Source organism: bacterium, assembly GCA_029210965.1.
Lineage (GTDB): Bacteria > BMS3Abin14 > BMS3Abin14 > BMS3Abin14 > BMS3Abin14 > JALHUC01.
The window spans coordinates 130,727-154,785 of sequence record JARGFZ010000001.1 but is presented as its reverse complement, the minus strand read 5'-3'; the positions used below and the strand labels follow the sequence as shown (position 1 = coordinate 154,785).

The window sequence follows — 24,059 nt, the reverse complement described above, 5'->3', positions numbered from 1 at the left end:
AGCGTCGCTGAACTATTGTGGCAAGGCAGTATCAACTAAAAAATCACAGGAATATTGGCATCATGGCGCACATTGATGCCGGCAAAACCACCACCACCGAGAGAATCCTCTTCTATACGGGAGTATCCCACAAGATGGGTGAGGTCCATGACGGCGCAGCCGTTATGGATTGGATGGAGCAGGAGCAGGAGCGCGGCATTACAATTACCTCTGCCGCTACCACTACATACTGGAAAGACACCCGCATCAATATTATCGACACCCCTGGACACGTTGATTTCACCGTTGAGGTGGAAAGATCACTGCGTGTCCTGGATGGGGCTGTTGCGGTCTTCTGTTCGGTAGGGGGCGTGGAACCACAATCGGAAACGGTGTGGCGCCAGGCCGATAAATACCGCGTTCCCAGGATCGCTTTTATCAACAAGATGGATCGCGTCGGGGCCGATTTTGCAAGGGTTGTCGCGATGATGAAGAGCCGTCTCGGGGCCGTTGCCGTCCCTATTCAGTTGCCTGTAGGCGCGGAGGACAACTTTCGTGGCGTCATCGATCTGGTAAAAGAGGTCATGTACACCTTTGATGATACAGCCCTCGGGGCCACCATAGAGGAAAATCCAATTCCGGAGGAGATGGCCGATGAGGTCGCTGCCGCCCGGGAAGTACTGATTGAATCTTTGGCTGATGTGGACGAAAGCCTCATGGAAAGTTACGTGGAAGCCCTCCCTATCGACATTGACCACATGAAATCTGTCATCCGCAAAGCCACCCTTGAAATGGCCATAGTGCCTGTCCTGTGTGGGAGCGCATTTAAGAACAAAGGTGTTCAGCCCCTTCTCGATGCCGTAGTGGATTACCTCCCGTCACCGCTGGATGCCCCTGAGATAATCGGACGTCTCGTTGATAGTGATGGTGAAGTTTCGGTAACGGCTGACGACGATGCCCCGTTTTCCGCGCTGGCCTTCAAGATCATGACCGACCCCTTTGTGGGTCACCTGACCTTCATCAGGATCTATGCGGGACATCTGGCTGCCGGCAGTTATGTACTTAACGCCACCTCGGGCAGGAAAGAACGCATCGGAAGGCTCCTCAAAATGCACGCCAACAAGCGTGAGGACATCAAGGATGTGTACTCAGGGGACATCGTCGCCTGTGTGGGACTGTCAAAATCAATGACAGGTGATACCCTCTGTTCTCCTGACAGGCCCATCCTTTTGGAGGAAATGGACTTTCCTGAGCCGGTGATCTCCATTGCGATCGAGCCCAAGACAAAAGTGGACCAGGAGAAGCTTGGTACTGCTCTGCAGAAACTGTCGCAGGAAGATCCCACCTTCAAAGTCACAACCGATGTAGATACCGGTCAGACTCTTATCGCCGGTATGGGCGAACTTCATCTTGAGATCATCGTCGACAGGCTCATGCGTGAATTCAAGGTGGGTGCCACTGTGGGCCGACCTCAGGTGGCCTACAGGGAGACGATCACGGCCTCCGTCAAGGTTGAGGCGCGCTTTATTAAGCAGTCCGGCGGTCGGGGCCAGTACGGCCACGTATGGCTGGAGATGGAACCCGGCGAAGTCGGGAGCGGAATCGTGTTCGAGAACAAGATTGTGGGAGGAGTTGTCCCCAGGGAGTATGTCCCCGCTGTCCAGAAAGGCGTCATGGAAGCCTCGCAGCAGGGCATTCTTGGCGGGTATCCCGTACTTGATGTGAAAGTTGCCCTTTACGATGGTTCCTTCCACGAGGTGGACTCCTCAGAAATGGCCTTTAAAGTGGCAGGTTCCATGGCTTTTAAGGACGGAGCCAGGAGAGCGGGAGCTGTCCTGTTGGAACCCATGATGGATGTGGAAGTCGTTGTCCCGGAAGATTATATGGGAGACGTCATGGGGGATCTCAGCAGCCGCAGGGGCAAGGTTTCCAACATGGATGACAGGGCAGGAGCCAAGGTTATTGATGCCAAGGTACCCCTTGCGGCAATGTTTGGTTATGCCACGGAGCTCAGGTCCATGACCCAGGGCCGGGCTACGTATACGATGCATTTCGCGCACTATGAGAAGGTGCCTCAAAATATATCCGAGGAAGTACTCGCCCACTCGGGCGTTGCTTGAAGGATCCTTTAAGGGGTTGATTACTCAAGGAGGAGACAATGTCCAAGGCGAAGTTTGAGAGGACGAAGCCGCACGTAAACGTGGGCACGATCGGTCACGTTGATCACGGCAAAACGACGCTTACAGCAGCAATTACGAAGTGTCTGGCAAACGCTGGTGGAGCGACATTCGTTCCGTTTGACGAGATCGACAAGGCGCCCGAGGAGCGTGAGCGAGGCATTACGATCGCGACGGCCCACGTGGAGTACGAGACGGCAAACCGTCACTACGCCCATGTTGACTGTCCTGGTCACGCTGACTATGTGAAGAACATGATCACAGGAGCGGCGCAGATGGACGGCGCGATCCTTGTGGTGAGTGCAGCAGACGGTCCGATGCCCCAGACACGTGAGCACATCCTGCTTGCCCGTCAGGTAGGTGTTCCGTACATCGTTGTGTACATGAACAAGACAGACATGGTTGACGATCCTGAGCTTCTGGAGTTGGTTGAGCTTGAGGTTCGCGAGCTGTTGTCGATGTACGAGTTCCCTGGTGACGACATTCCGATCATTATGGGAAGCGCGCTCAAGGCGTTGGAGCACGGCTGTGGTGATGCTGCATGTGCTGATTGCGGTTCGATATATGCGCTTATGGATGCTGTAGACAGCTACATCCCTGAGCCGGAGCGAGTGATCGACAAGCCGTTTTTGATGCCGGTTGAGGACGTATTTTCGATCTCGGGTCGCGGAACGGTGGCGACGGGTCGTGTTGACCGTGGGATCATCAAGGTTGGCAGTGACGTGGAGATCGTTGGTATTCGTGATACGCAGAAGACCGTTGTGACGGGTGTAGAGATGTTCCGCAAGCTTCTTGACCAGGGTCAGGCAGGCGACAACGTAGGTCTTTTGCTTCGTGGCATCAAGCGTGACGAGATCGAGCGTGGTCAGGTGGTGTGTATTCCTGGCAGCATAAAGCCTCACACGAAGTTCAAGGGCGAGGTGTACATTCTGGCGAAGGAGGAAGGCGGTCGTCACACGCCGTTTTTCGACGGATATCGCCCCCAGTTTTATTTCCGTACGACGGACGTGACGGGTATAGCGACCCTACCTTCGGACGTGAAAATGGTGATGCCCGGTGACAATGTATCCATCGAGGTTGAGCTGATCACCCCCATCGCCATGGAGAAGGAACTTCGCTTCGCCATCCGCGAGGGCGGCCGCACCGTGGGCGCCGGGGTTGTCAGCGAGATAATCGAGTAGAGCCGAGGCACCGAAAAATACAAGTAATTCCGTCCGGATAATGGAGGAGCGGCAAGGTGATGGATCAGCAGAAAATCAGAATTAAGCTCAAGGCCTATGACTACAGGATCTTGGATACTTCGGTCACCGAGATTGTAGAGACCGCCAGGCGCACAGGCGCCAGGGTCTGTGGTCCCATCCCTCTGCCCACCAGGCGGAGTATTTACACGGTCCTAAAGGGACCGCACATAGACAAGAAGTCCAGGGAGCAGTTTGAAATCCGCATTCATAAACGCATGCTGGATATCGTTGAACCCACTCCCCAGACAGTGGATGCCCTTATGAAGCTGGATCTTTCCGCAGGCGTGGACGTGGAGATCAAACTCTCGTAGGGGGGGTAAAGGACATGCCTCAGATGGACATTCTCAATATAAAAAATGAAGTTGTGGGCAAGGTAGACCTTGCTCCATGGTGGAATGAGCAAGGGAACTCTTCCCTCATCCATCAAGCTGTCGTCACGGCCAGGGCTGGTGCCAGAAGAGGTACTCACTCGTCCAAGGGCCGGACTGATGTCCGCGGCGGTGGTGCCAAGCCTTTCCGACAGAAGGGAACCGGACGCGCCCGGCAGGGGACAATTCGTGCTCCCAATATGAGGGGCGGCGGAGTAGTCTTCGGTCCTCATCCGCGAGATTACTCAAAGTCAATGAACAAAAAAATGTCCAGAAAAGCTCTGCAGAACGTGCTGGCTCACAAAGCAGCCTCGGAAAGCCTCCTGATCGTTGATGATTTTTTGCTTGAAGCGCCTAAAACCAGGGAGCTTGTTGCAGCGATGGATCGATTTGACATTATTAGCGCTGTCATAGTGGTCGATAGCCTTTCCGAGGAGCTTGACAGGGCATCTGGCAACCTTAAGTGGGTGAAGATCGTTACACCTGACAAGGTCAACACCTACGATGTGCTGGCTTTCGAAACTCTCATTGTTACCCGGAAGGCACTTGAGACGCTGGAAGGAGCGATGTCCCGATGAGACCCTACAGCAAAGTGATCATCAGGCCTCTTTTGACTGAAAAGAACGCTGCACTGAAAGAGCACCATAACAGGGTTGTATTCGAAGTGGCCCCTGACGCAAACAAAATAGAGATCAAGAAGGCTGTGGAAGAGGCTTTCCAGGTCTCGGTCCAGTCGGTCAACGTTCTCAATGTTCGTGGTAAGCTCAAGAGGGTTGGCCGTAAAATTGGCCGACGCCGTGACTGGAAAAAGGCTATCGTCACCCTTAAAGAAGGAAGCACCATTGAATTCTTTGAGGGAGTATAAGGTAAGGAGCGTTTAGCATGGCAATCAGGACTCTTAAACCGACATCACCGGGCCGACGTTTCATGACGGTCAATGACTTCGCTGAAGTCACGGCAGACAAACCGGAAAAGAGCCTTCTCGCACCTCTCAAGAGGACCGGCGGAAGGAACAATACCGGAAGAGTCACCGCATGGCAGCGCGGCGGTGGCCACAAGCGGCGTTACCGGATCATTGATTTCAAACGGAACAAGTTCGGGATACCCGCGAAGGTGAAGACCATTGAGTATGACCCCAACCGCAGCGCGTATATCGCCCTTTTAGCGTATGTGGACGGTGAGAAAAGGTATATCCTCGCTCCTCTCCATCTCAAGGTAGGGGATGAGATAGTCAGCGACGAAAAAACCGATATCAGGCCCGGGAACGCGATGAAGCTTCGTAACGTTCCTCTTGGAACCCACGTCCATAATGTAGAGCTCAAAGAGGGCAAGGGCGGACAGATGGTGCGGAGCGCTGGAAACTTCGCCCAGCTCATGGCCAAAGAAGGGAATTATGCGACCCTTAGGCTTCCCTCAGGCGAGATCAGGATGGTTCGTCTGGAGTGTATGGCCACGGTGGGACAGGTCAGTAACACGCAGCACGAGATCATTTCCATCGGTAAAGCCGGCCGAAACCGGTGGCTCGGTAAAAGACCTAACGTCAGAGGCGTAGCCATGAACCCTGTAGATCACCCCATGGGCGGTGGTGAGGGTAAGAGCTCTGGCGGGCGTCATCCGTGCACTCCGTGGGGACAGCCCACTAAAGGTTTTAAGACGAGGAAGAAAAACAAGAATTCTGATCGCTATATTGTCAAAAAGCGGTCCTAAACCGGGAGGATAGCGTTGGCCAGGTCCATTAAAAAAGGCCCCTTTGTGGACGATCACCTTTTAAGGAAGGTGCAAACCATGGAGGAGAGCGGTGATAAAAAGGTTGTCAAGACATGGTCCAGAAGGTCCATGATCATCCCCGAGATGGTGGGTTACACCTTCGCTGTCCACAACGGGAATAAATTCATACCGGTCTTCGTATCCGAGAATATGGTCGGGCAAAGACTTGGGGAGTTTTCTCCTACGCGGACATACAAGGGCCACGCATCCAAGGCCGACAGGCGAGGTAAGAAGTAACCTGACCCTGAAAGCCCTGAATACTAAGGACGAGATATGGAATCGACAGCAAAAGCAAGGCATGTACGGATCGCACCAAGGAAGGTGAGGCTGGTCATGGATATGGTCCGGGGCAAACCGGTGACTGAAGCTCTTCAGACCCTCGGTCTGCTACAGAAAGCGGCATCGCCTGTAGTTGCCAAGGTGATCAAGTCCGCTGTTGCCAATGCGGAGAATAATCACGACATGAGCACAGATGGCCTCATTATTGCCAAGGCCTTCGTGGATGAGGGTCCTACCCTTAAGAGGCACATGCCTCGAGCCATGGGCCGAGCTACCATGATCCGTAAGAGGACCAGTCATATTACTGTAGTCCTCTCAGAGAAGTAAGGAGGAAGGATTTGGGCCAGAAAGTTCACCCAACAGGTTTTCGTTTAGGCGTTATCAAGGACTGGGATTCACGCTGGTACGCTGAAAAAGATTACGCAAAACTGCTTCATGAGGATATTCGTATCCGCGACTACATAAAGGGGCGGCTCTTCAGTGCCGGTGTGTCGAAAATCATCATCGAGAGAACGGCTAAGCGTGCGAGGATCAATATCCATGCGGCTCGGCCTGGGATAATAATTGGAAAGAAGGGTTCCGAAGTCGAAGGTTTGCGCCGCGAGATCCAGAAGATGACCGAAAAAGACATCTTCATCAATATCGTTGAGGTCAGGAAACCGGAAATAGAGGCCCAGCTGGTCGCGGAAAATATCGCCGGACAGCTTGAAAGACGTGTTGCCTTCAGGCGTGCTCTGAAAAGGAGCGTTTCTTCAGCTCTCAGGTTCGGTGCCGAAGGGATCAAGGTCATGGTCGCCGGGCGCCTTAACGGTGCCGAGATGTCCCGCCGGGAATGGTACAGGGAAGGTCGTGTGCCGCTTCAGACACTCAGGGCCGACATCGATTACGGTTTTGCGGAGGCCAAGACGACCTACGGGATCATCGGTGTGAAGGTGTGGGTCTTCAAGGGAATGATCACAGGGAAAGAGGCGGCCGGAGACGAGAACCAGGCCTGACAAATAGTGTAGATCAGAGACCCGAAAAGGGTTTCTACCGGGAGACAGCGTCATGTTAATGCCCAAAAAGGTTAAATACAGAAAACAGATGAAGGGCCGTATGAGAGGCGCCGCGATGAGGGGCAATAAGCTCAGCTTCGGGGATTTTGGACTCCAAGCTCTTACGCCTGGATGGCTGACAGCGCGCCAGATCGAATCAGCCCGTATCGCCATCACCAGGCACGTCAAAAGGGGTGGCAAGGTATGGATTCGTGTCTTCCCCCACAAACCCATTACAAGTAAACCCGCAGAAACCAGGATGGGTAAGGGTAAGGGTTCACCGGAGGCATGGGTAGCGGTGGTGAGGCCAGGCCGCGTTTTATACGAACTTGAAGGTGTTACTGAAGCCGTTGCCAAAGAGGCCATGAGGCTTGCCTCTCACAAACTCCCTATTAAAACCAAGATTCTGGTCAGGGAGGAAATATAATGAAGCCAAGTGAACTTCGTGATCTGACACTGGAGGAGCTTCGGCAGAAGGAAAGCGACCTTAATTCGGAGCTGTTCAACCTGCGTTTTCAACTTGCGACCAACCAGCTGGAGAACCCAATGCGACTGCCGCTGACCAAAAAGGATCTGGCGCGGGTCAAAACCGTGATAGCCCAGAAAGAGCAGTCGGCCGAGAGGACTGAGTGATGTCGGAAATTAAAAGCACCCAACGGAAGATCATTAGCGGTACAGTGGTGAGCAGCCGTATGGAAAAAACAGCTGTTGTCCAGGTCCAGAGACGTTTTGCCCATCCTGTATTCAAAAAGTATGTGAGCAAGCGAGTCAAGTACAAGGTCCACGATGAAACGAACGACCTTAACGTTGGCGACATTGTCAGGATCGTCGAAACAAGGCCGCTTTCTAAAAACAAGAGGTGGCGGCTCCTTGAAGTTCTGGAGCGGGGTCCACAGGTCTGAAACCCGCATTGTTGAAGAGGATTTGAGAGATGATCAAGGTTGAAACGATACTCGACGTTGCCGATAACAGCGGTGCCAAAAAGGTCCTGTGTTTCAGGATTCTCGGCGGATCCAAGCGTAAATCGGCCAGCGTGGGCGACATAATAGTAGTTTCTGTCAAAGAGGCCGTACCCGAATCCAAAGTAAAAAAAGGAGAGGTGCACAAGGCCGTTATCGTCCGGACAAAAAAAGAAGTTCGCAGACCGGACGGTTCTTACATCCGTTTCGACAACAACGCGGCGGTTATTATCAACGAGGCACGAGAGCCGATCGGTACGCGTATTTTCGGCCCCATTTCCCGGGAGTTGAGAGTGAAGAACTTCATGAAGATCGTCTCCCTCGCACCCGAGGTCCTCTAGGAGGCTGCCATGTCTGGGATTGCTATCAAAAAGAACGATTTCGTCGTTGTTACGGCGGGGAAAGAAAAGGGTAAAAAGGGCAAGGTACTCCGTGTCCTGAGGGAAAAGGATAGGGTAATTGTGGAAAAGGTGAATTTCATCAAACGCCATCAGAAACCCTCCAGTGGCCAGAAGCAAGGTGGCATAATTGAGCGGGAAGGGCCTTTGCACCTTTCCAACGTCATGCTTTTCTGTGAAAAGTGTGGCAAAGGCGTCCGGATCCGCAGGCAGCGCTTGGAGGATGGTCATGCCGTCCGTCTATGTGCCGGTTGTGGCGAATCCTTTGACTGATCGAGAGTGATTTCCCATGAGTGACATTAAGAATAGATACAGGGAAGAAGTCGTCCCGGCCATGATGAAGACGTTCAATTACAAGAACGTCATGCAGGTGCCGAGACTGGAAAAGATCGTGCTTAACATGGGTCTGGGTGAGGCGTTGGAAAATGCACGCATCCTTGACACCTCCATGGAAGAACTGGCCACGATCACAGGCCAGAGACCTGTGCTTACGAGGGCCAGAAAATCAATCGCTAATTTTAAGCTACGGGAGGGCAACCCCATTGGGTGTTGTGTGACCCTGAGAAGAGCGCGGATGTACGATTTCATTTACCGGCTTCTCAATATCGCACTTCCAAGGGTAAGGGACTTCAAGGGAGTGTCTCTCAGGGCTTTTGACGGACGGGGCAACTATACCCTCGGTGTCCGGGAGCAGCTTATTTTCCCGGAAGTTAATTACGACGATGTCGAGAAGACCAAAGGCATGAATATTACCATCGTTACGAGCGCCAAGACCGACGAAGAGGCCAAAGAGCTCCTGGCCCTTATTGGTATGCCGTTCAGAAAGTAGGACCGGAGGAGAAATGGCTAAGAAATCTCTAGTTAACAAAGCCAAACGAAAACCCAAATACGCTGTCCGCGCATACAACAGATGTCCCATCTGTGGCCGGTCCCGGGCGTACCTGAGACGCTTCGCTATGTGTAGGATCTGTTTCAGGAACCGGGCCCTTGCTGGAGAAATTCCGGGCGTCGTTAAGGCAAGCTGGTAGGAGGATTGTTGATATGTCCATGACTGATCCCATCGCTGATATGCTTACGAGAGTCCGAAACGCTCTCATGGCCGGCAAGGAGAAAGTTGATGTACCCGCTTCCGCGCTGAAGGAAGGTATCGCACGGATACTGAAGGAGGAGGGTTACATCATAAATTACAGGGTGATCGAGGATACCAATCAAGGTGTACTCCGGATCACCCTAAAGTACGGAGATCCAGACGCTCCGGCCATTGAGAACCTGAAGCGGATCAGCAAGCCTGGGCGGCGAGTTTATGTGGGTGCCAAACAGGTTCCGAGAGTGCTCAACGGGCTCGGAATTGCTATTCTGTCAACTTCCAAAGGTATTCTTACTGACAGGGAGTCCAAGGTTCAAAACGTGGGCGGTGAGGTCCTCTGCTATATCTGGTAACAGATAAGCGTTCACCGCCTCCTGCCTCGCGGCAGGTTTGAAGACACAGTGTGGAGAGAAAACCATGTCGAGAATAGGAAAACAGCCGGTTCTCATCCCTAGCGGGGTCGAAGTCAAACTTGATGGGCGCAAGGCAACGGTCAAGGGACCCAAGGGACTTCTGAGCCGGGATCTCCCTTTGGGAGTCAAGATCGAAATCGGCAGCGACAGCCTTCAGGTGCTCCCACCCTCCCGACCCAGGGAAAAGACCGCTTTCCAGGGCCTGACTCGCAGCCTGCTCAGCAATATGGTGGTGGGTGTTTCGGAGGGGTACAAAAAAGAGTTGGATATGGTGGGTGTAGGCTACAGGGCAATGTCCAAAGATAAGGGTCTCGAGATTCATGTTGGTTTTTCTCACCCGGTGGAATTTCCTCTGCCAGAGGGTATTTCAGCTGAGGTAGATAAATCAAACCGGATCACCATAAGCGGTATCGACAAGGAAAAGGTCGGTCAGACTGCGGCTGATATTCGGGCGATCAGGCCCCCCGAACCCTACAAGGGCAAGGGGATAATGTACGTCGGGGAAAAAATCAGGCGCAAGGCCGGGAAAACAGGCGTATAAGCACTGTTTTGGAGGGTTAGTAAAGTGGGCAGGATTGAAGACAAGAAGAGGAACCGCCTGAACAGGCGGAGGCGCATACGGGGCAAGATACACGGGACCGCGGAAAGGCCGCGACTGTCGATCTTCAGGAGCACCCGTCATATATATGCCCAAATCATCAATGATGATATAGGTGCTGTAGTGGCAAGTGCATCGACCATGGAAGCACAGCTCCGAGGATCAAACAAGAGCTGCGGAAATGTCGACGCGGCCCGGGAGGTTGGAAAACTCCTGGCTGAGCGTGCTGCAACGAAGAAAATCGAGGCGGTTTCCTTTGACCGGGGCGGGTTCAAATACCACGGCCGGGTCAAGGCGCTAGCGGAAGCCGTCAGGGACGGGGGCCTGAAGTTTTAGACTCTCAGGACCCGGGACACCAGACAGGACGATAGGTGCATAAGTATGAAAAAAGCCTTTAAGCAACCGTTGAGAGACGTGACCATCGACGAGACTGAACTCATCGATAAGGTCGTATTTATCAACCGTGTAGCCAAAGTCGTTAAGGGTGGGCGTAGATTTCGCTTCAGTGCCCTTGTGGTGGTAGGTGACGGTAAGGGTCTCGTGGGTGTAGGGTACGGGAAGGCCAACGAAGTGCCCGAAGCAATCCGCAAGGGGATTGAAAACGCAAAGAAAAGCCTCTACAGGATTCCCCTGAAAGGTACCACTATCCACCACCAGGTCATGGGGAGATGGGGAGCTGCAAGGGTCCTCCTGAAGCCAGCCAGTGCGGGTACCGGAGTTATTGCCGGAGGTCCTGTGAGGGCCATGATGGAGGCCCTGGGTGTCAAAGATATTCTTACCAAGTCTCTCGGGACCAACAACCCCAACAACGTTCTTAAAGCTGTTATGGAAGGTCTCCTTTCCATCAGGAGTCCGGAAGTCATAGCGGATATTCGCGGCAAGAAGGTCAGCGAGATACTGCACGGCTAGTTCGGGAGACTGCATAATGGGAAAGATCGACGTGACATTGGTGAAAAGCACCATAGGCAGACCGGGTAAACACCACAAGGTGGTGCGTAGCCTGGGATTGAGAAAGCTAAACCAGACAGTTCGGCACGAGGACAACCCCTGTATCAGGGGGATGGTCGATAAGGTATCCCATCTCCTCCGGGTCGAGACTGTGGAGGAAGAATAGATGCTTTACAGACTAACGCCGTCAAAGGGCTCAGTCAGGAACCGTAAACGTGTTGGACGCGGCCCTGGCAGTGGTTCAGGCAAGACCTGCGGTCGCGGTCACAACGGCCAGTGGTCCCGTTCGGGTGGCGGAGTCAAAGCCGGCTTCGAGGGTGGTCAGATGCCCCTGCAGCGGCGACTCCCCAAACGCGGCTTCACTAACATATTCCGTACCGAGTACACGGTGGTCAACCTCCGTGATCTTGACCGGGTTCAGGATGTGGATGTTATCGATCCCGACCTGATGGTCAAGTTACGTCTCGCTCGCAAAGGGATGCCGGTGAAGATCCTCGCTGAGGGGGACCTTGCTCGTGCCGTTACCGTTAGGGCACATAAAATCAGCGCTGCGGCGGCCTCCAAGATCGAAAAGGCCGGCGGAAAAGTAGAGATCATCTGAGGGGGCCCAATTGCTTGCCAGCCTGCTGAACATCTTCAAGATACCTGAGCTGAAAAGACGGATTTTCTTTACTTTCGGTTTATTGGCTATTTACCGGGTCGGAGCTCATATTCCCACACCCGGTATAGACGGAAATGCCCTGGGCGAGTTCTTTAAACAGGCTGCCGGGACACTTCTGGGGTTTTTCGACATGTTTGCGGGTGGCGCCCTCGAGAGAATGGCCATCTTCGCTCTCGGGATCATGCCTTACATCTCGGCAAGCATTATCATTCAGCTGCTCACGGTGGTTATACCCCATTTGGAACGTTTGGCTAAAGAAGGGGAGGCTGGCCGCCGTACGATCATCAGGTACACCCGCTATGGAACAGTCGGTCTTGCCGCCTTTCAAAGCTTTGGAATCTCCATAGGACTTGAGCAGATGACAAGCCCGGGCGGAGCGGCCATTGTCCCGAATCCCGGTTGGGGATTCAGACTCATGACCGTTCTCACGATGACGGCCGGAACGGCCTTTATCATGTGGTTGGGTGAACAGATCACCGAAAGAGGGATCGGAAACGGGATATCACTTATCATTTTCGCCGGAATCGTTGCCAGGATGCCGCAGGCCACGTGGCAGACATTCACTCTTCTTAGAACTGGTGAAATATCGGCATTCCTGATGCTTTTCGTTCTTGTGCTTATGGTGGCGGCTGTGGGCTTCATTATCTTCATGGAGCGGGGTCAGCGAAAGATCCCAGTTCAATACGCCAAGCGGGTTGTGGGCAGAAAGATGTACGGCGGACAGAGCACCCATTTACCGTTGAAAGTCAACACCGCTGGCGTGATCCCGCCCATCTTCGCCTCTTCAATTCTGATGTTTCCGGCGACCATAGCAGGGTTCATCAAAAACCCCTTCATGGAGGCGATTGCAAACACCTTCGCCCCAGGGCGGCCGCTTTACACCGTAGTTTATGTCGGGCTTATCATCTTTTTCTGTTATTTCTACACGGCGATTCAGTTCAACCCCGTGGACGTGGCTGATAACCTGAAGAAGTATGGGGGTTATATTCCAGGTATACGCCCCGGCAGGAAGACTTCGGAGTTCATTGATCGTGTTCTTTCACGGATAACCTTCGCCGGAGCGCTCTACCTGTCGGCTGTCTGTGTATTGCCAGAGATCCTCTATCGAATTTTCAATGTACCGTTTTATTTCGGTGGGACGGGGCTCCTTATCGTCATCGGTGTGGCGTTAGACACCGTCACCCAGATAGAGACCCACCTGGTGACCAGACACTACGAAGGTTTTATGAAGAAGGGTAGAATCAAGGGGAGGCGATGATGGATTTTATTCTGCTGGGTCCTCCTGGGGCCGGTAAAGGAACTCAGGCCAAGTTGATGGTGGACAAATGGAATATTCCCCAGGTCTCCACCGGGGACATTCTTCGCGCAGCTGTTCGCGAGGGCACGACCCTGGGTGTTGAAGCCAGGGGTTTCATGGATAAAGGAGAACTGGTTCCTGATAGAGTCGTCATCGGTATCATTGCCGAGAGGCTCAAGGAAGATGACGCTGTCAACGGTTTTATTCTTGACGGTTTTCCGAGAACCATCCCACAGGCAGAGGCGCTTCAACAGATCCTTGATGGCCTTGATAGAGCCATCGACCATGTTATCAGCATTGAGGTCGAAGACGAGGAACTGGTGACTCGGTTGACAGGGCGCAGGATGTGCAAGGAATGCGGTGAAAGCTTTCATGTCGTTTTCAACCCCTCTTCCCGTGAGGGCATCTGCGATCGCTGCAGCGGTGAATTGTACCAGCGGGATGATGACAAGGAAGAGACCATACGACAGCGCCTGGCCGTCTACAGTGCGCAGACTCAGCCTCTCATTTCCCATTATGAAAAACAGGGAAAGCTGAGGCGCATACCGGGGACAGGCAGTATCGAGAATATTTTTTCCCGGGTTCTTGAGGCTGCTGGGAACTGAACCTCCTATTGGAGGTTAGTGCCGGTAACCAGAAGCGTTAGCGTATATGATCCATAGGAAGTCGGCTGCTGAAATAGCCATCATGCAGGAGGGTGGCCGTGTTGTAGCAAAGGTCCTTCAGAGAATGAAGGAGGTGGTTAGACCCGGTATAACCACCATGGATATTGAGGAAGAAGCAGACCATATGGCACGAACCCTGGAGGTTGTTCCGGCTTTCAAGGGCTACAATGGGTATCCAGCTGTTATCTGCGTGTCAGTGAATGAAGAAGTAGTACACGGCATCCCGTCCAGGAGCAGAGTCCTCAAGGATGGAGATATCGTTGGACTGGATTTTGGAGCCCTTTACAAAGGGTTTTATGCTGATGCAGCTGTCACTCTGTCGGTCGGGGAAACGCTTCCGGAGACCCTTCGACTCCTGGAGGTTACCCGGGATGCTCTTTACATAGGAATCGAAGCCGCTATTGTGGGCAACCGTATAGGAGATATCTCCCACTCCGTCCAGAGCCATGTGGAGAAAAACGGGATGTCTGTGGTCAAGGTTTTCGTCGGTCACGGAATAGGACGGAGCCTGCACGAGGAACCGCAGATACCCAACTACGGTGATTCCCAGTGCGGGGTTCGTCTCAAGAAGGGTATGACGCTTGCGATCGAACCAATGGTTAACGCCGGATCGGACGATATTCGTGTTTTGGATGACGGTTGGACGGCTGTCACCACCGACGGTAGCCTGTCAGCCCATTTCGAGCACACCATTGCGGTAACAGAAAATGGGCCGAAGATTCTGACCATCGATGAAACGTTTGGGGAGGAGAAAAGGAACTGATGGCTAAGGAAGAAGCGATTGAAGTGGAAGGGACAGTAGTCGAGCCTCTGCCTAACGCCATGTTCCGTGTGGAGCTGGAGAACGGGCATCAGGTACTCGCCCACATCTCTGGGAAAATGCGGATGCATTATATAAGGATTTTGCCTGGGGACAAGGTCACGGTTGAACTGTCTCCTTACGACCTGACCCGGGGCAGAATCACCTATAGGGCAAAGTAGTAATAGGCCCGTAAGAAAGAGGATGTCATGAAAGTTCGACCTTCTGTAAAGAAGATGTGTGACAAATGCAAGATCATCCGGCGCAAACGCGTTGTCCGGGTGCTCTGTGAGAACCCTAAGCATAAGCAGCGTCAGGGCTGATATCAGGAGGTGTTCGCGTGGCTCGTATTGCCGGAGTTGATTTACCGAGAAATAAGAGGATAGAAGTCGCACTGACCTATATCTATGGCATTGGGCAGACTACGGCAACAAAGATCGTGTCTGAAGCTGATGTCAATCCGGATACCAGGGTTGTTGATCTGGACGAAGGTCAGGTTATTCGGCTCAGGGATCTAATCGTTAAGAACCATATGGTGGAAGGAGACCTCCGCAGGGAGATTTCCTTCAATATCAAGAATAAGATGGATCTCGGCAGTTACGAGGGGCTGCGGCACAGACGGGGACTTCCTGTCAGAGGCCAAAGGACCAAAACTAATGCAAGATCCAGGAAGGGACACCGTCCGTCTATTGGCGGCCGGAAGAAGAGATAGCCCAAGCACGGGAGGAATAGATGGCTAAGCCGAAAAAAGGATCAGGCAGGAGGGTTAAGAAGAACGTTCCTGTCGGTGTGGCCCATATACAGGCTACGTTCAATAATACGATCATTACAATAACAGATCCAGCGGGAAACACGCTTGCCTGGTGTAGTGCCGGTAGCAAGGGGTTCAAGGGTTCAAGGAAAAGCACCCCGTTCGCTGCTCAGTTGGCTGCGGAAGACGTTGCCAAGAGGGCCATGGAAAACGGTGTGAGGAAGGTTGATGTCCTTGTTAAGGGACCTGGCTCCGGCCGGGAAGCGGCTCTGCGATCGCTTCAGGCTTCCGGTTTGGAAGTTACCTTGATCAAGGATGTGACCCCCATCCCTCACAATGGATGCCGTCCGCCCAAGAGGCGCCGGGTCTGATATAAGGAGGAGTAAATTGGCGAGGTATCGAGAATCAGTATGTCGGCTCTGCCGAAGGGAAGGTGCCAAGCTTTTCCTTAAGGGTGACAGGTGTTATTCAGATAAGTGCGCTGTTGAGCGCAGGCCTTATCCCCCTGGGCAGCATGGAACCAGACGGATCAAACATTCCGACTATGGCGTTCAGCTTCGAGAGAAACAGAAGGCCAGAAGGATCTATGGTGTTATGGAAGGACAGTTCCGGAACTACTTTAAAATGGCTGACCGCCAGAAAGGTGTTACCGGTGTGAACCTCATCATCCTTCTTGAGCGAAGACTGGACAACACTGTGTTCAGACTTGGTTTTGCCGGTTCAAGGGCAGATGCGCGCCAGCTTGTGCGGCATGGCCACGTTCTGGTCAACGACCGGAAGGTCAATATACCTTCTTTCCTGATGAGGCCCGGCGATCAGATCGAGATCAGTGAAAAAAGCCGAAAATCTGTCAGGGTGCAGGAATCTATGGTTTCGGCAGAGAGAAAAAGCACCCCCGCATGGCTGGAATTGGAAGCTCCCAAGTTCAGAGGATATTTCAAGAGCTATCCAATTCGGGAAGAGGTTGCTATGCCGGTTAATGAACAGCTCATAGTTGAGCTCTATTCCAAGTAAGCGATCCATCAAAAGGGGAAAATGACCATGATGGAAAAGAACTGGAAAAATCTCACACGTCCAAACAAGCTGGAATTTGTTGCCGACAGCAAGACAGACACTTTCGGCAGGTTCACAGCAGAACCGTTCGAGCGAGGTTTTGGTACAACTTTCGGAAACGCTCTTAGAAGAGTGCTGCTTTCCTCTTTACAGGGCGGTGCTGTCACTGCGTTCCGAATCGAGAACGTTTTACATGAATTCTCAACGATCCCGGGTGTTTATGAGGATGTTACTCAGATTGTTCTCAACCTGAAGGAGCTTCGTTTCCGTACCCATTCAACTGTTCCCAAAATTATCTCTGTCGACATAGAACGCGAAGGAGCTATCACTGGAGCAGATATTATTACCGACCAGGATGTGGAGATTCTTAACCCAGACCTGACAATTGCTACCCTCGAAAAGGGAGCCCATCTCAAAATGGAGATGGTAGTGACTTTCAGCAAAGGCTTCGTACCGGCCGAACGCAACAAAGATGAAGAACTTTCGGTAGATTATATTGCCGTGGACTCGATTCATTCGCCGGTTGTTAAGGTCATGTACTGGGTTGAGAACGCCAGGGTCGGCCGGATGACCGACTACGATAAACTTATCATGGAGATCACCACAGACGGCAGCATTCCACCCGAAACAGCTCTTGCCATCTCGGCCAAAATCATCAAAGAGCATATGAACCTTTTCATTAATTTTGAGGAGGACCATGTCCAGGACGAGCGGGTGGAACAGGAATCAGAGCACGAAAAGAAAAAACTTTTTGACAAGTTAAACAAACATGTTAATGAGCTGGAATTGTCAGTGCGATCGATCAATTGCCTGCAGAACGCCAACATAGACAGCATTGGTGAGTTGGTGCAAAAAACCGAATCAGAAATGCTGCGTACCAAAAATTTCGGAAGGAAGTCGCTGAACGAACTTAAAGAGATTCTCGAAGAAATGGGGCTCAGTTTTGGCATGGATATTCGCGGTTGGATCCCTTCTGAAGAGGAGCCGGAAGAGGCCCAGGAAACGGTCTGATTGATAGGGTCGCAGAAAGTCCTGCCGGGACTTTCTGCTCATCGGAAGTTAAAAGCGTGGTTTTCCTTTCCTCGCGGATCGATAACGCAGACTTCCCTTTGTCGGTCCGAAAGCCCCGCGGGGGGCGTTCGATGAGGTTTTACGGCTCCATCGCCAGTGAAAGGACTGTTAAGCTGGAAAGGCGGGTAAAGAATGCGTCATGGTAAGGCAGGAAAAAAGTTGGGTAGAACACCCTCTCACAGGAAGGCCATGTTTCGGAATATGGTAACGTCCCTTCTCCAGCATGAGCGGATTGTCACCACTGAAGTTAAAGCCAAAGAAATTGGCAGGCAGACGGAGAAGATGTTAACCCTTGGGAAAAGGGGAGATCTTCATGCCCGACGGCAGGCAGTGGCTTTTATTCGCAGTGATGAAGTGGTTAAAAAGGTTTTTTCCGAATATGCTCAACGTTACGCCGATCGTGCAGGTGGTTACACGAGAGTGCTGAAACTTGAGCCAAGGGCAGGGGACAACGCTCCAATGGCTTTGGTAGAACTCGTGGACAGGCCAATAACACAGTCCAAGGAAAAAAGTCCAAAGTCCAAAGAATCTAAAGAGACCAAGGCTAAAAAAGAGTCAAAAGCCCAAAGCTCAAAGGCAAAAACCAGTAAGGTTGGGGAAGAAAAGGTCGTAAAGGAAGGCGCAGAACCGAAGAAGAAGGCTCCAGCTAAAAAAGCCGCTGAGAAAAAGGCTGATAAGGCTGAACCGAAAAAGAAAGCAGCTGTCAAGAAAAAGGCAGATAAAGAGGAGAAGGAATAGGAGCGACTCGGTCTGCTATTTAAGATATAAAAGAGCAAGGTTAAGCGACCTTGCTCTTTTTTTATGCGCAAACCTCATCGCTCAGAGATAAGTGATAGGTGATGAACTACAAAAGCACGTGAATCACTTATCTCCAAGCACTAAGGACTTGGCACCGATTATTATGGCTTTTCTCGAAATTCGCGATCTTACCTACACCTACCCCAATACAGGTGTTCGAGCTTTGGATGGGCTCAACCTTGACGCTGACCGTGGTGAACTTATCGCGGTGATAGGGTCCAACGCAGCAGGTAAGAGCACTTTCGCGCTACTTTTAAAAGGTTTGCTCCAACCTGATTCTGGAAAGGTCAGGATCAACGGCAAGGAGCAAGTGACCAGTGGAACCAATCCGGGGGTGGGAATCCTGTTTTCCAACCCGGAGAACCAGCTTGTCACATCCATAGTAGAAGAAGATGTGGCGTTCGGTCTTGAAGTTCTTGGGGAACCCTCAGAAGAGATAGCCAAAAAGGTTGAAAAAATGCTGGAACGGCTGAAGGTCACCCACCTGAGAAAGCGCATGCCGCACCTAATGTCCGGCGGCGAGCAGCAGATGACGGCTCTGGCAGGTGTGCTTGTTCTGGACCCTGATATCCTGATACTGGATGAACCTACTACCTACCTTGACCCTTATGCCAGGGTTTCCGTTCTTGGGTTCATGCGGAAATTGGTCGATCAGGGCAAGATCATTATTTTAATCACCCACGATATGAAAGAAGCGGCAAATGCTGACAGGGTGATACTTTTTGAAAGCGGCCGTGCTGCCAGGCACGGCCCCCCGGAAGATGTTTTCTCCAAGCCTGGGCTCGGTGACCGATATGGCATTTTCCCTCCCTTTTTCCTTAGTCTGGTTCTGGAGATGCGATCAGCGGGAATTGAGGTAAAGTGGCCTTGTTCCCCTGGTTCTTTGGCTCGCACGGTCGTTAACGGTATGAATGTTCGTAAAGGATTCAGCTCAAAAGACACAGGACACCATGCGGCAATTCATAGGGGTGAACCGGTCCTGACCTTTGACGGAGTCGGTTTTAGTTATGAAAAGGATGCCCCGGGGGTAAAAGGGGTACTGAACGGTGTGAACTTTGCTGTTGATAAAGGTACTGTGGCCCTTATCTGTGGTGCTAACGGATCAGGCAAGAGCACGCTATTGCAGATGTCCAACGGTCTCGTTACGCCGGATGACGGAAAAATTATTTTGGGTGGCCGGCAGCTCAAGAACTGGGGAAAAAAACGGGGAGGAGTCACGGCCAGGGTAGGGCTCCTGTTCCAGAACCCGGAACGGCAGCTTTTTTCAGCTACGGTTGCCGATGATATCGCTTTTGGACCGCGGAACCTTGGGGTCAGCGCCCGTCAAATAGAGGGTAGAGTTCTGAAAGCAGCCAAGTGGGTGGGCCTTCCGGAAACGTTGCTTACCCGCCCAGTTTACACTTTGTCGGGAGGACAAATGAGAAGGGCGGCCGTGGCCGGTGTCCTGGCCATGGAGCCTGAAATTTTGGTTCTGGATGAACCTACTGACGGGCTGGATCCGGGTGGTGTAAGAGAATTCATTGCCAGTACCAGACGGTACTGTGATGAAACCGGAACAGCCGTCTTAATTGCCACTCATGCCGTACCCGAGCAGATCCACTGCATTGACCATTTTGGACATTTAGCCGGAGGTATGATCCAGTCCTCCGGTCCGCCCTCCGGTGTCCTGACTGGTCCGGAGAGAACTCTACCAACACAGTTCCTTCCAGACCACCTTGTTCTGAGGGAAGAACTGCTGGAGATGGGGGTAGCCCTTCCTGACACTATCCTCGATCCGGTCGTTGCCAGGAAAAAGCTTCTGGCTTTGGCGAAAGGAGAAGAATGAGGAAGCACAATGTGAGTAACGGCCCAAATCGCCGTGTTTCTTGAACTTTTTCATGAACCATGTTAACTAATATTCACATGGTCGCAAAAAGTCCGTTATCATCTTTTTGCTCCTCGGAAAGTGAAAAGCGTCGTTTTCACTTTCCTTACAGAGACTGCTTATATATCACCAAAGTCTGTGCGAGACTTTGGCTCAACGGGAAGGAAAAAGCGCGGTTTTTCCTCCCCTCACGGATCAATGACCTGTATTTCAGCCACTGATCCGGGCGCCTCTCCCAGGCGCGGCTGTTCATTATTGACTAATTACAAATTCCATATTCCGGAAACAATATAGGTTTAGAACAACTTTGAAAGGAGTGGGAGATGCAAACGAAAAAGATCACCCTGCAGGATAGTGAGATACCAAAGGCCTGGTATAATGTCCTTCCTGACATGCCCAGCATTTCGGCGCCTCCGCTTAACCCCGGCACCGGCCAGCCTATAGGTCCCGAGGATCTCGCTCCTATTTTCCCAATGGGGCTCATCGCCCAGGAAGTCTCCCAGGATAGCTGGATCAACATACCGGAAGAGGTTCTCGACATTTACAGCCTGTGGCGTCCGACTCCGCTGTTTCGGGCCTACCATCTGGAGCAGGTTCTTGGAACACCAGCGAAGATCTACTACAAATACGAAGGTGTCAGCCCGGCCGGCAGTCACAAACCCAACACCTCCATCCCGCAGGCATATTACAATAAGCAGGAAGGTGTAAAACGCCTGGCTACAGAGACCGGTGCCGGGCAGTGGGGCAGCGCCCTGTCGCTCGCATGCAAGATGTTTGGCCTCGAATGCACTATCTATATGGTCAAGGTCAGTTATCAGCAGAAACCCTATCGCCGCTCCATGATGCAGACCTGGGGAGGAGAAGTCATCCCCAGTCCTTCGGACAGGACCAACGCGGGACGGAATATGCTGATTAAAGACCCTGATTCACCGGGCAGCCTGGGTATGGCCATAAGTGAAGCGGTGGAGGATGCCGCCTCAAGGGACGATACCAAATATGCCCTCGGCAGTGTCCTTAATCATGTAATGACACATCAGTCGGTCATCGGGCTTGAGGTTAAGGAGCAGCTCAAGAAGGTGGGAGAGAAACCTGACGTTCTTATAGGCTGCTGCGGCGGCGGCAGCAACTTTGCCGGTCTTGCTTTTCCTTTCATTCCAGAGAAAGCGGCAGGTGAGAATATCAGGATGATAGCCGTAGAGCCAACTTCCTGCCCCACCCTGACCAAGGGTGTATACGCTTACGATTTTGGAGATACGGCCCAGACGACACCTCTGATGCTTATGTATACATTGGGCCACGATTTCGTTCCGCCGGGTATCCATGCGGGTGGACTGCGCTACCATGCGGATTCGCCTCTGGTAAGCCAGCTGCACAAAGAGGGGATCGTAGAAGCCGTTGCATATACCCAGAACCCCGTATTTGAGGCGGCTGTGACCTTTGCGCAGGTTGAGGGGATCATCCCCGCACCCGAATCTGCCCATGCTGTGAAAGCAGCTTTTGACGAGGCGCTCCGCTGCAAAGAAGAGGGTAAAGACGATGTCATCGTGTTCAACCTCAGCGGTCACGGTCACTTTGACATGGCGGCCTACGATTCCTATCTGGCCGGCGATCTGGTGGATTACACCTACCCCGAAGAAAAAATAGCCGAGTCTCTCAAGAACCTGCCCCAGGTAAAATAGGAATAACGGATTATGGTATCCTGGTTCCGTAGACGGTCCATCCGCCCTGAAAGATCGGACAGTAAAAAAGTTACTGTTCCTGAGGGTCTTTGGATAAAGTGCAACAACTGTGCAGAGATCGTGTACAGCAAGGAGATCGACCGGAACCTCAAGGTCTGTCCCAAATGCGAGTATCATTTCAGGATCACAGCGAGAGAACGCATCGAGCTTCTGGTTGATCCCGGAACCTTTATCGAATTCGATAGCCAGCTCCAGAGCGAAGATCCCCTTGGGTTCAAGGATTCCCTGAAATACCTTGACCGCATAAAGACGGCCCGAAAAAAGACAGGACTCAACGACGCCGTGATCTCAGGAATTTGCACTCTGGATGGTGTCCAGGTTGTATTGTCCGTCTTCGATTTTTTCTTCATGGGTGGCAGCATGGGATCCGTTGTCGGCGAGAAAATTACTCGTGCAGCTGAAAAAGCCGTGGAGGAAAAATGCGGTTTGATCGTGATCTCTTCCTCTGGTGGCGCCAGGATGCAGGAGGGCGCCCTGTCCCTTATGCAGATGGCCAAGACCAGCGCTGCTCTCGCACGACTCAGGCGGGAGCGGCTGCCCTTTATCTCGGTCCTTACTGATCCCACAACGGGGGGAGTTACGGCCAGCTTCGCTATGCTCGGTGATGTGAACCTTGCCGAACCCAAGGCCCTTATCGGGTTTGCGGGTCCTCGTGTTATCGAACAAACGATCCGGCAGGCACTACCCGAAGGGTTCCAGAGATCTGAATTCGTTCTCGAACACGGGATGATCGACCGTATTGTTAACCGTAAGGAACTGAAGAAAACCATCGTTAACCTCTTGAGGGCTTTCACCCTGAAGACGTTCACTGATCAATGACCTACGAGCTGGCCCTTTCCTATCTGGCCAGCCTGAACGAGTCCAGAATCAGACCTGGTCTTGGACGGATTAGAGAGGCCTTGAAGGCTCTCGGATCCCCCCATTTCAATTTCCCCCATGTACTGGTTGGAGGCACAAACGGTAAGGGTTCGGTGGTGTCCTTCATGGGCGCTGCCCTGAGCTGTGCCGGATATCGTGTCGGACTCTTCACCTCGCCACATCTCATCAAATTTGAAGAACGCATTGTGGTTGACAGCCATGCAGTGACTCGTGACGAGCTTCCTGGACTCCTCCAGGAAGTGAAGGATGTCGGGGTTGACATGACCTATTTCGAGTTCGCTACCGTTTTGGCCCTCCTCTATTTCGCTCGTCAGAAAGTTGATCTTGCCATTTTTGAGGTAGGTCTTGGTGGGCGCTGGGACGCAACCAACGTTACCAGCCCGGTGCTATCGGTCATCACCTCAGTGGACCTGGATCACAAGAATTGGCTCGGCAATACTCTTGAGGATGTTGCCCGGGAAAAATCGGGGATCATGAGAAAAGGAAGGTCTGTGGTAGTGGGTCCGGTGGGTCGTGCTGCGAGGGAAGTTATTCTTCAAGAAGCCGAAGCGGCCGGTGCCAGGGTGGTTCTGTTTGGCAGGGATTTCAGTGCAGATCGTGATATTAACGGTAGCAGCTTGCAATTTGAGGGTATGAAGTGGAGTATAAACAGGCTGGTTCCAGGACTGGCGGGGTTGTTTCAGCTGGATAATGCAGCTTGTGCCCTTGCTGCTCTCGAAGAGCTTTCGGTATCGGGTTTTGAAATGGTGTATGAGAAGGTTGTCCTGGGAATTGAATCCACAAAATGGCAGGGTCGGTTCCAGGAGTTTGAAGGTTCACCGCCCATTATCGTGGACGCCGCCCACAACCCGGCAGCTGTGAAAGCCCTGACCGATTCTCTGGGCCATGAAAAAGAGGTCGTCTGGCTGATCTCCGCTCTGCGCGACAAGGACTTTGGAGCAATGGCCGAAGAGATGATCCGGTTGGGGAACCGTTTTGTTCTTGTCGCCCTGGACCATCCAAGGGGAAAAACCGTTCAGGAGCTAGAGGAAGAAATGCCGGAAGGTGCCGATATAATAAAAGCTCCCACTGTGAAACAGGGCCTCGATACAGCAAGGAGCCTTGCAGGCGGCAAGGGGCGCATTGTCGTGGCGGGGTCTGTGGTCCTGGCCGGGGAAGTTCTTAAGGAACTGGAAGTAGCAGAAGAGGAGAAGAGGAGAAGAGGGGATGGGGAGAAAGACGATTAAGTGCACTT

35 protein-coding genes and 1 pseudogene are annotated in these 24,059 nt (G+C 52.4%); all 36 read left to right on the top strand.

Going from position 1 to position 24,059, the window contains the following annotated elements:
- The first annotated feature begins 17 nt into the window (after window positions 1-17).
- The 36 genes and pseudogenes from fusA (at window position 18) to P1S59_00535 (ending at window position 24,051) form a co-directional block, all read left to right on the top strand.
- Window positions 18-2,099, top strand: a complete 2,082-nt coding sequence (gene fusA, locus P1S59_00710; GenBank protein ID MDF1524785.1) for an elongation factor G — start codon at window positions 18-20, stop codon at window positions 2,097-2,099.
- A gap of 38 nt (window positions 2,100-2,137) precedes the next feature.
- Window positions 2,138-3,337: an elongation factor Tu gene (tuf, locus tag P1S59_00705; protein ID MDF1524784.1), complete on the top strand. Its 1,200-nt coding sequence runs from the start codon at window positions 2,138-2,140 to the stop codon at window positions 3,335-3,337.
- 59 nt (window positions 3,338-3,396) lie between these two features.
- Complete coding sequence (gene rpsJ, locus P1S59_00700; protein MDF1524783.1) at window positions 3,397-3,708, top strand: 30S ribosomal protein S10; 312 nt, start codon at window positions 3,397-3,399, stop codon at window positions 3,706-3,708.
- Between the two features lie 14 nt (window positions 3,709-3,722).
- A complete protein-coding gene (gene rplD, locus P1S59_00695) occupies window positions 3,723-4,343 on the top strand; it encodes a 50S ribosomal protein L4 (protein ID MDF1524782.1) in 621 nt (206 codons plus the stop codon).
- A complete protein-coding gene (rplW, locus tag P1S59_00690; GenBank protein ID MDF1524781.1) occupies window positions 4,340-4,630 on the top strand; it encodes a 50S ribosomal protein L23 in 291 nt (96 codons plus the stop codon). The genes rplD and rplW overlap by 4 nt, the downstream gene beginning before the upstream one ends.
- Before the next feature lie 17 nt (window positions 4,631-4,647).
- Window positions 4,648-5,472: a 50S ribosomal protein L2 gene (gene rplB, locus P1S59_00685; protein ID MDF1524780.1), complete on the top strand. Its 825-nt coding sequence runs from the start codon at window positions 4,648-4,650 to the stop codon at window positions 5,470-5,472.
- 15 nt (window positions 5,473-5,487) lie between these two features.
- Window positions 5,488-5,769, top strand: coding sequence for a 30S ribosomal protein S19 (gene rpsS / locus P1S59_00680; GenBank protein MDF1524779.1), 282 nt, complete (start codon window positions 5,488-5,490; stop codon window positions 5,767-5,769).
- A 36-nt stretch (window positions 5,770-5,805) separates the two neighbouring features.
- On the top strand, window positions 5,806-6,138 hold the full coding sequence (gene rplV / locus P1S59_00675) for a 50S ribosomal protein L22 (protein MDF1524778.1): 333 nt from the start codon (window positions 5,806-5,808) through the stop codon (window positions 6,136-6,138).
- Window positions 6,139-6,149: 11 nt separating this feature from the next.
- Window positions 6,150-6,806: a 30S ribosomal protein S3 gene (rpsC, locus tag P1S59_00670; protein ID MDF1524777.1), complete on the top strand. Its 657-nt coding sequence runs from the start codon at window positions 6,150-6,152 to the stop codon at window positions 6,804-6,806.
- A 52-nt stretch (window positions 6,807-6,858) separates the two neighbouring features.
- Entirely contained in the window at window positions 6,859-7,272 is a 414-nt protein-coding gene (gene rplP, locus P1S59_00665; protein ID MDF1524776.1) for a 50S ribosomal protein L16, read from the top strand.
- Window positions 7,272-7,478, top strand: a complete 207-nt coding sequence (rpmC, locus tag P1S59_00660) for a 50S ribosomal protein L29 (GenBank protein ID MDF1524775.1) — start codon at window positions 7,272-7,274, stop codon at window positions 7,476-7,478. The genes rplP and rpmC overlap by 1 nt, the downstream gene beginning before the upstream one ends.
- An 8-nt stretch (window positions 7,479-7,486) precedes the next feature.
- Window positions 7,487-7,747: a 30S ribosomal protein S17 gene (rpsQ, locus tag P1S59_00655; protein ID MDF1524774.1), complete on the top strand. Its 261-nt coding sequence runs from the start codon at window positions 7,487-7,489 to the stop codon at window positions 7,745-7,747.
- Between the two features lie 29 nt (window positions 7,748-7,776).
- Window positions 7,777-8,145, top strand: a complete 369-nt coding sequence (gene rplN, locus P1S59_00650) for a 50S ribosomal protein L14 (protein MDF1524773.1) — start codon at window positions 7,777-7,779, stop codon at window positions 8,143-8,145.
- A gap of 9 nt (window positions 8,146-8,154) precedes the next feature.
- On the top strand, window positions 8,155-8,475 hold the full coding sequence (gene rplX, locus P1S59_00645; protein ID MDF1524772.1) for a 50S ribosomal protein L24: 321 nt from the start codon (window positions 8,155-8,157) through the stop codon (window positions 8,473-8,475).
- Window positions 8,476-8,491: 16 nt separating this feature from the next.
- Entirely contained in the window at window positions 8,492-9,031 is a 540-nt protein-coding gene (gene rplE / locus P1S59_00640) for a 50S ribosomal protein L5 (GenBank protein MDF1524771.1), read from the top strand.
- A gap of 13 nt (window positions 9,032-9,044) precedes the next feature.
- Window positions 9,045-9,230, top strand: coding sequence for a type Z 30S ribosomal protein S14 (locus P1S59_00635; GenBank protein MDF1524770.1), 186 nt, complete (start codon window positions 9,045-9,047; stop codon window positions 9,228-9,230).
- Between the two features lie 13 nt (window positions 9,231-9,243).
- On the top strand, window positions 9,244-9,642 hold the full coding sequence (gene rpsH / locus P1S59_00630) for a 30S ribosomal protein S8 (protein MDF1524769.1): 399 nt from the start codon (window positions 9,244-9,246) through the stop codon (window positions 9,640-9,642).
- 64 nt (window positions 9,643-9,706) lie between these two features.
- The gene (gene rplF / locus P1S59_00625) at window positions 9,707-10,243 is read left to right on the top strand and encodes a 50S ribosomal protein L6 (GenBank protein MDF1524768.1); all 537 of its coding nucleotides are present in this window, start codon (window positions 9,707-9,709) and stop codon (window positions 10,241-10,243) included.
- 24 nt (window positions 10,244-10,267) lie between these two features.
- The gene (gene rplR, locus P1S59_00620) at window positions 10,268-10,636 is read left to right on the top strand and encodes a 50S ribosomal protein L18 (protein MDF1524767.1); all 369 of its coding nucleotides are present in this window, start codon (window positions 10,268-10,270) and stop codon (window positions 10,634-10,636) included.
- A 45-nt stretch (window positions 10,637-10,681) separates the two neighbouring features.
- Window positions 10,682-11,209, top strand: a complete 528-nt coding sequence (gene rpsE / locus P1S59_00615; GenBank protein MDF1524766.1) for a 30S ribosomal protein S5 — start codon at window positions 10,682-10,684, stop codon at window positions 11,207-11,209.
- 16 nt (window positions 11,210-11,225) lie between these two features.
- The gene (gene rpmD, locus P1S59_00610) at window positions 11,226-11,414 is read left to right on the top strand and encodes a 50S ribosomal protein L30 (protein ID MDF1524765.1); all 189 of its coding nucleotides are present in this window, start codon (window positions 11,226-11,228) and stop codon (window positions 11,412-11,414) included.
- Complete coding sequence (gene rplO, locus P1S59_00605; protein MDF1524764.1) at window positions 11,415-11,849, top strand: 50S ribosomal protein L15; 435 nt, start codon at window positions 11,415-11,417, stop codon at window positions 11,847-11,849.
- 10 nt (window positions 11,850-11,859) lie between these two features.
- Entirely contained in the window at window positions 11,860-13,167 is a 1,308-nt protein-coding gene (gene secY, locus P1S59_00600; protein MDF1524763.1) for a preprotein translocase subunit SecY, read from the top strand.
- The gene (locus tag P1S59_00595) at window positions 13,167-13,811 is read left to right on the top strand and encodes an adenylate kinase (GenBank protein ID MDF1524762.1); all 645 of its coding nucleotides are present in this window, start codon (window positions 13,167-13,169) and stop codon (window positions 13,809-13,811) included. The genes secY and P1S59_00595 overlap by 1 nt, the downstream gene beginning before the upstream one ends.
- Window positions 13,812-13,857: 46 nt before the next feature.
- Window positions 13,858-14,634, top strand: coding sequence for a type I methionyl aminopeptidase (map, locus tag P1S59_00590; GenBank protein MDF1524761.1), 777 nt, complete (start codon window positions 13,858-13,860; stop codon window positions 14,632-14,634).
- Window positions 14,634-14,852, top strand: coding sequence for a translation initiation factor IF-1 (gene infA / locus P1S59_00585; protein ID MDF1524760.1), 219 nt, complete (start codon window positions 14,634-14,636; stop codon window positions 14,850-14,852). Before map ends, infA begins: the two co-directional genes overlap by 1 nt.
- A gap of 27 nt (window positions 14,853-14,879) precedes the next feature.
- Entirely contained in the window at window positions 14,880-14,993 is a 114-nt protein-coding gene (gene rpmJ, locus P1S59_00580) for a 50S ribosomal protein L36 (protein ID MDF1524759.1), read from the top strand.
- A gap of 17 nt (window positions 14,994-15,010) precedes the next feature.
- Window positions 15,011-15,382, top strand: a complete 372-nt coding sequence (gene rpsM / locus P1S59_00575) for a 30S ribosomal protein S13 (protein MDF1524758.1) — start codon at window positions 15,011-15,013, stop codon at window positions 15,380-15,382.
- 20 nt (window positions 15,383-15,402) lie between these two features.
- Window positions 15,403-15,792 carry a 30S ribosomal protein S11 gene (rpsK, locus tag P1S59_00570; GenBank protein ID MDF1524757.1) on the top strand — a complete coding sequence of 130 codons (390 nt, stop codon included), beginning with the start codon at window positions 15,403-15,405 and terminating at the stop codon, window positions 15,790-15,792.
- 16 nt (window positions 15,793-15,808) lie between these two features.
- Window positions 15,809-16,435: a 30S ribosomal protein S4 gene (gene rpsD, locus P1S59_00565; GenBank protein ID MDF1524756.1), complete on the top strand. Its 627-nt coding sequence runs from the start codon at window positions 15,809-15,811 to the stop codon at window positions 16,433-16,435.
- A 30-nt stretch (window positions 16,436-16,465) separates the two neighbouring features.
- A complete protein-coding gene (locus P1S59_00560; GenBank protein MDF1524755.1) occupies window positions 16,466-17,485 on the top strand; it encodes a DNA-directed RNA polymerase subunit alpha in 1,020 nt (339 codons plus the stop codon).
- A 192-nt stretch (window positions 17,486-17,677) separates the two neighbouring features.
- Window positions 17,678-18,028: pseudogene (gene rplQ / locus P1S59_00555) on the top strand (50S ribosomal protein L17).
- Window positions 18,029-18,446: 418 nt separating this feature from the next.
- Entirely contained in the window at window positions 18,447-20,168 is a 1,722-nt protein-coding gene (locus P1S59_00550; GenBank protein ID MDF1524754.1) for an energy-coupling factor transporter ATPase, read from the top strand.
- Window positions 20,169-20,530: 362 nt separating this feature from the next.
- Window positions 20,531-21,886 carry a TrpB-like pyridoxal phosphate-dependent enzyme gene (locus tag P1S59_00545; GenBank protein ID MDF1524753.1) on the top strand — a complete coding sequence of 452 codons (1,356 nt, stop codon included), beginning with the start codon at window positions 20,531-20,533 and terminating at the stop codon, window positions 21,884-21,886.
- 12 nt (window positions 21,887-21,898) lie between these two features.
- Entirely contained in the window at window positions 21,899-22,765 is an 867-nt protein-coding gene (accD, locus tag P1S59_00540) for an acetyl-CoA carboxylase, carboxyltransferase subunit beta (protein MDF1524752.1), read from the top strand.
- On the top strand, window positions 22,762-24,051 hold the full coding sequence (locus P1S59_00535; protein MDF1524751.1) for a bifunctional folylpolyglutamate synthase/dihydrofolate synthase: 1,290 nt from the start codon (window positions 22,762-22,764) through the stop codon (window positions 24,049-24,051). Before accD ends, P1S59_00535 begins: the two co-directional genes overlap by 4 nt.
- Window positions 24,052-24,059: the final 8 nt, after the last annotated feature.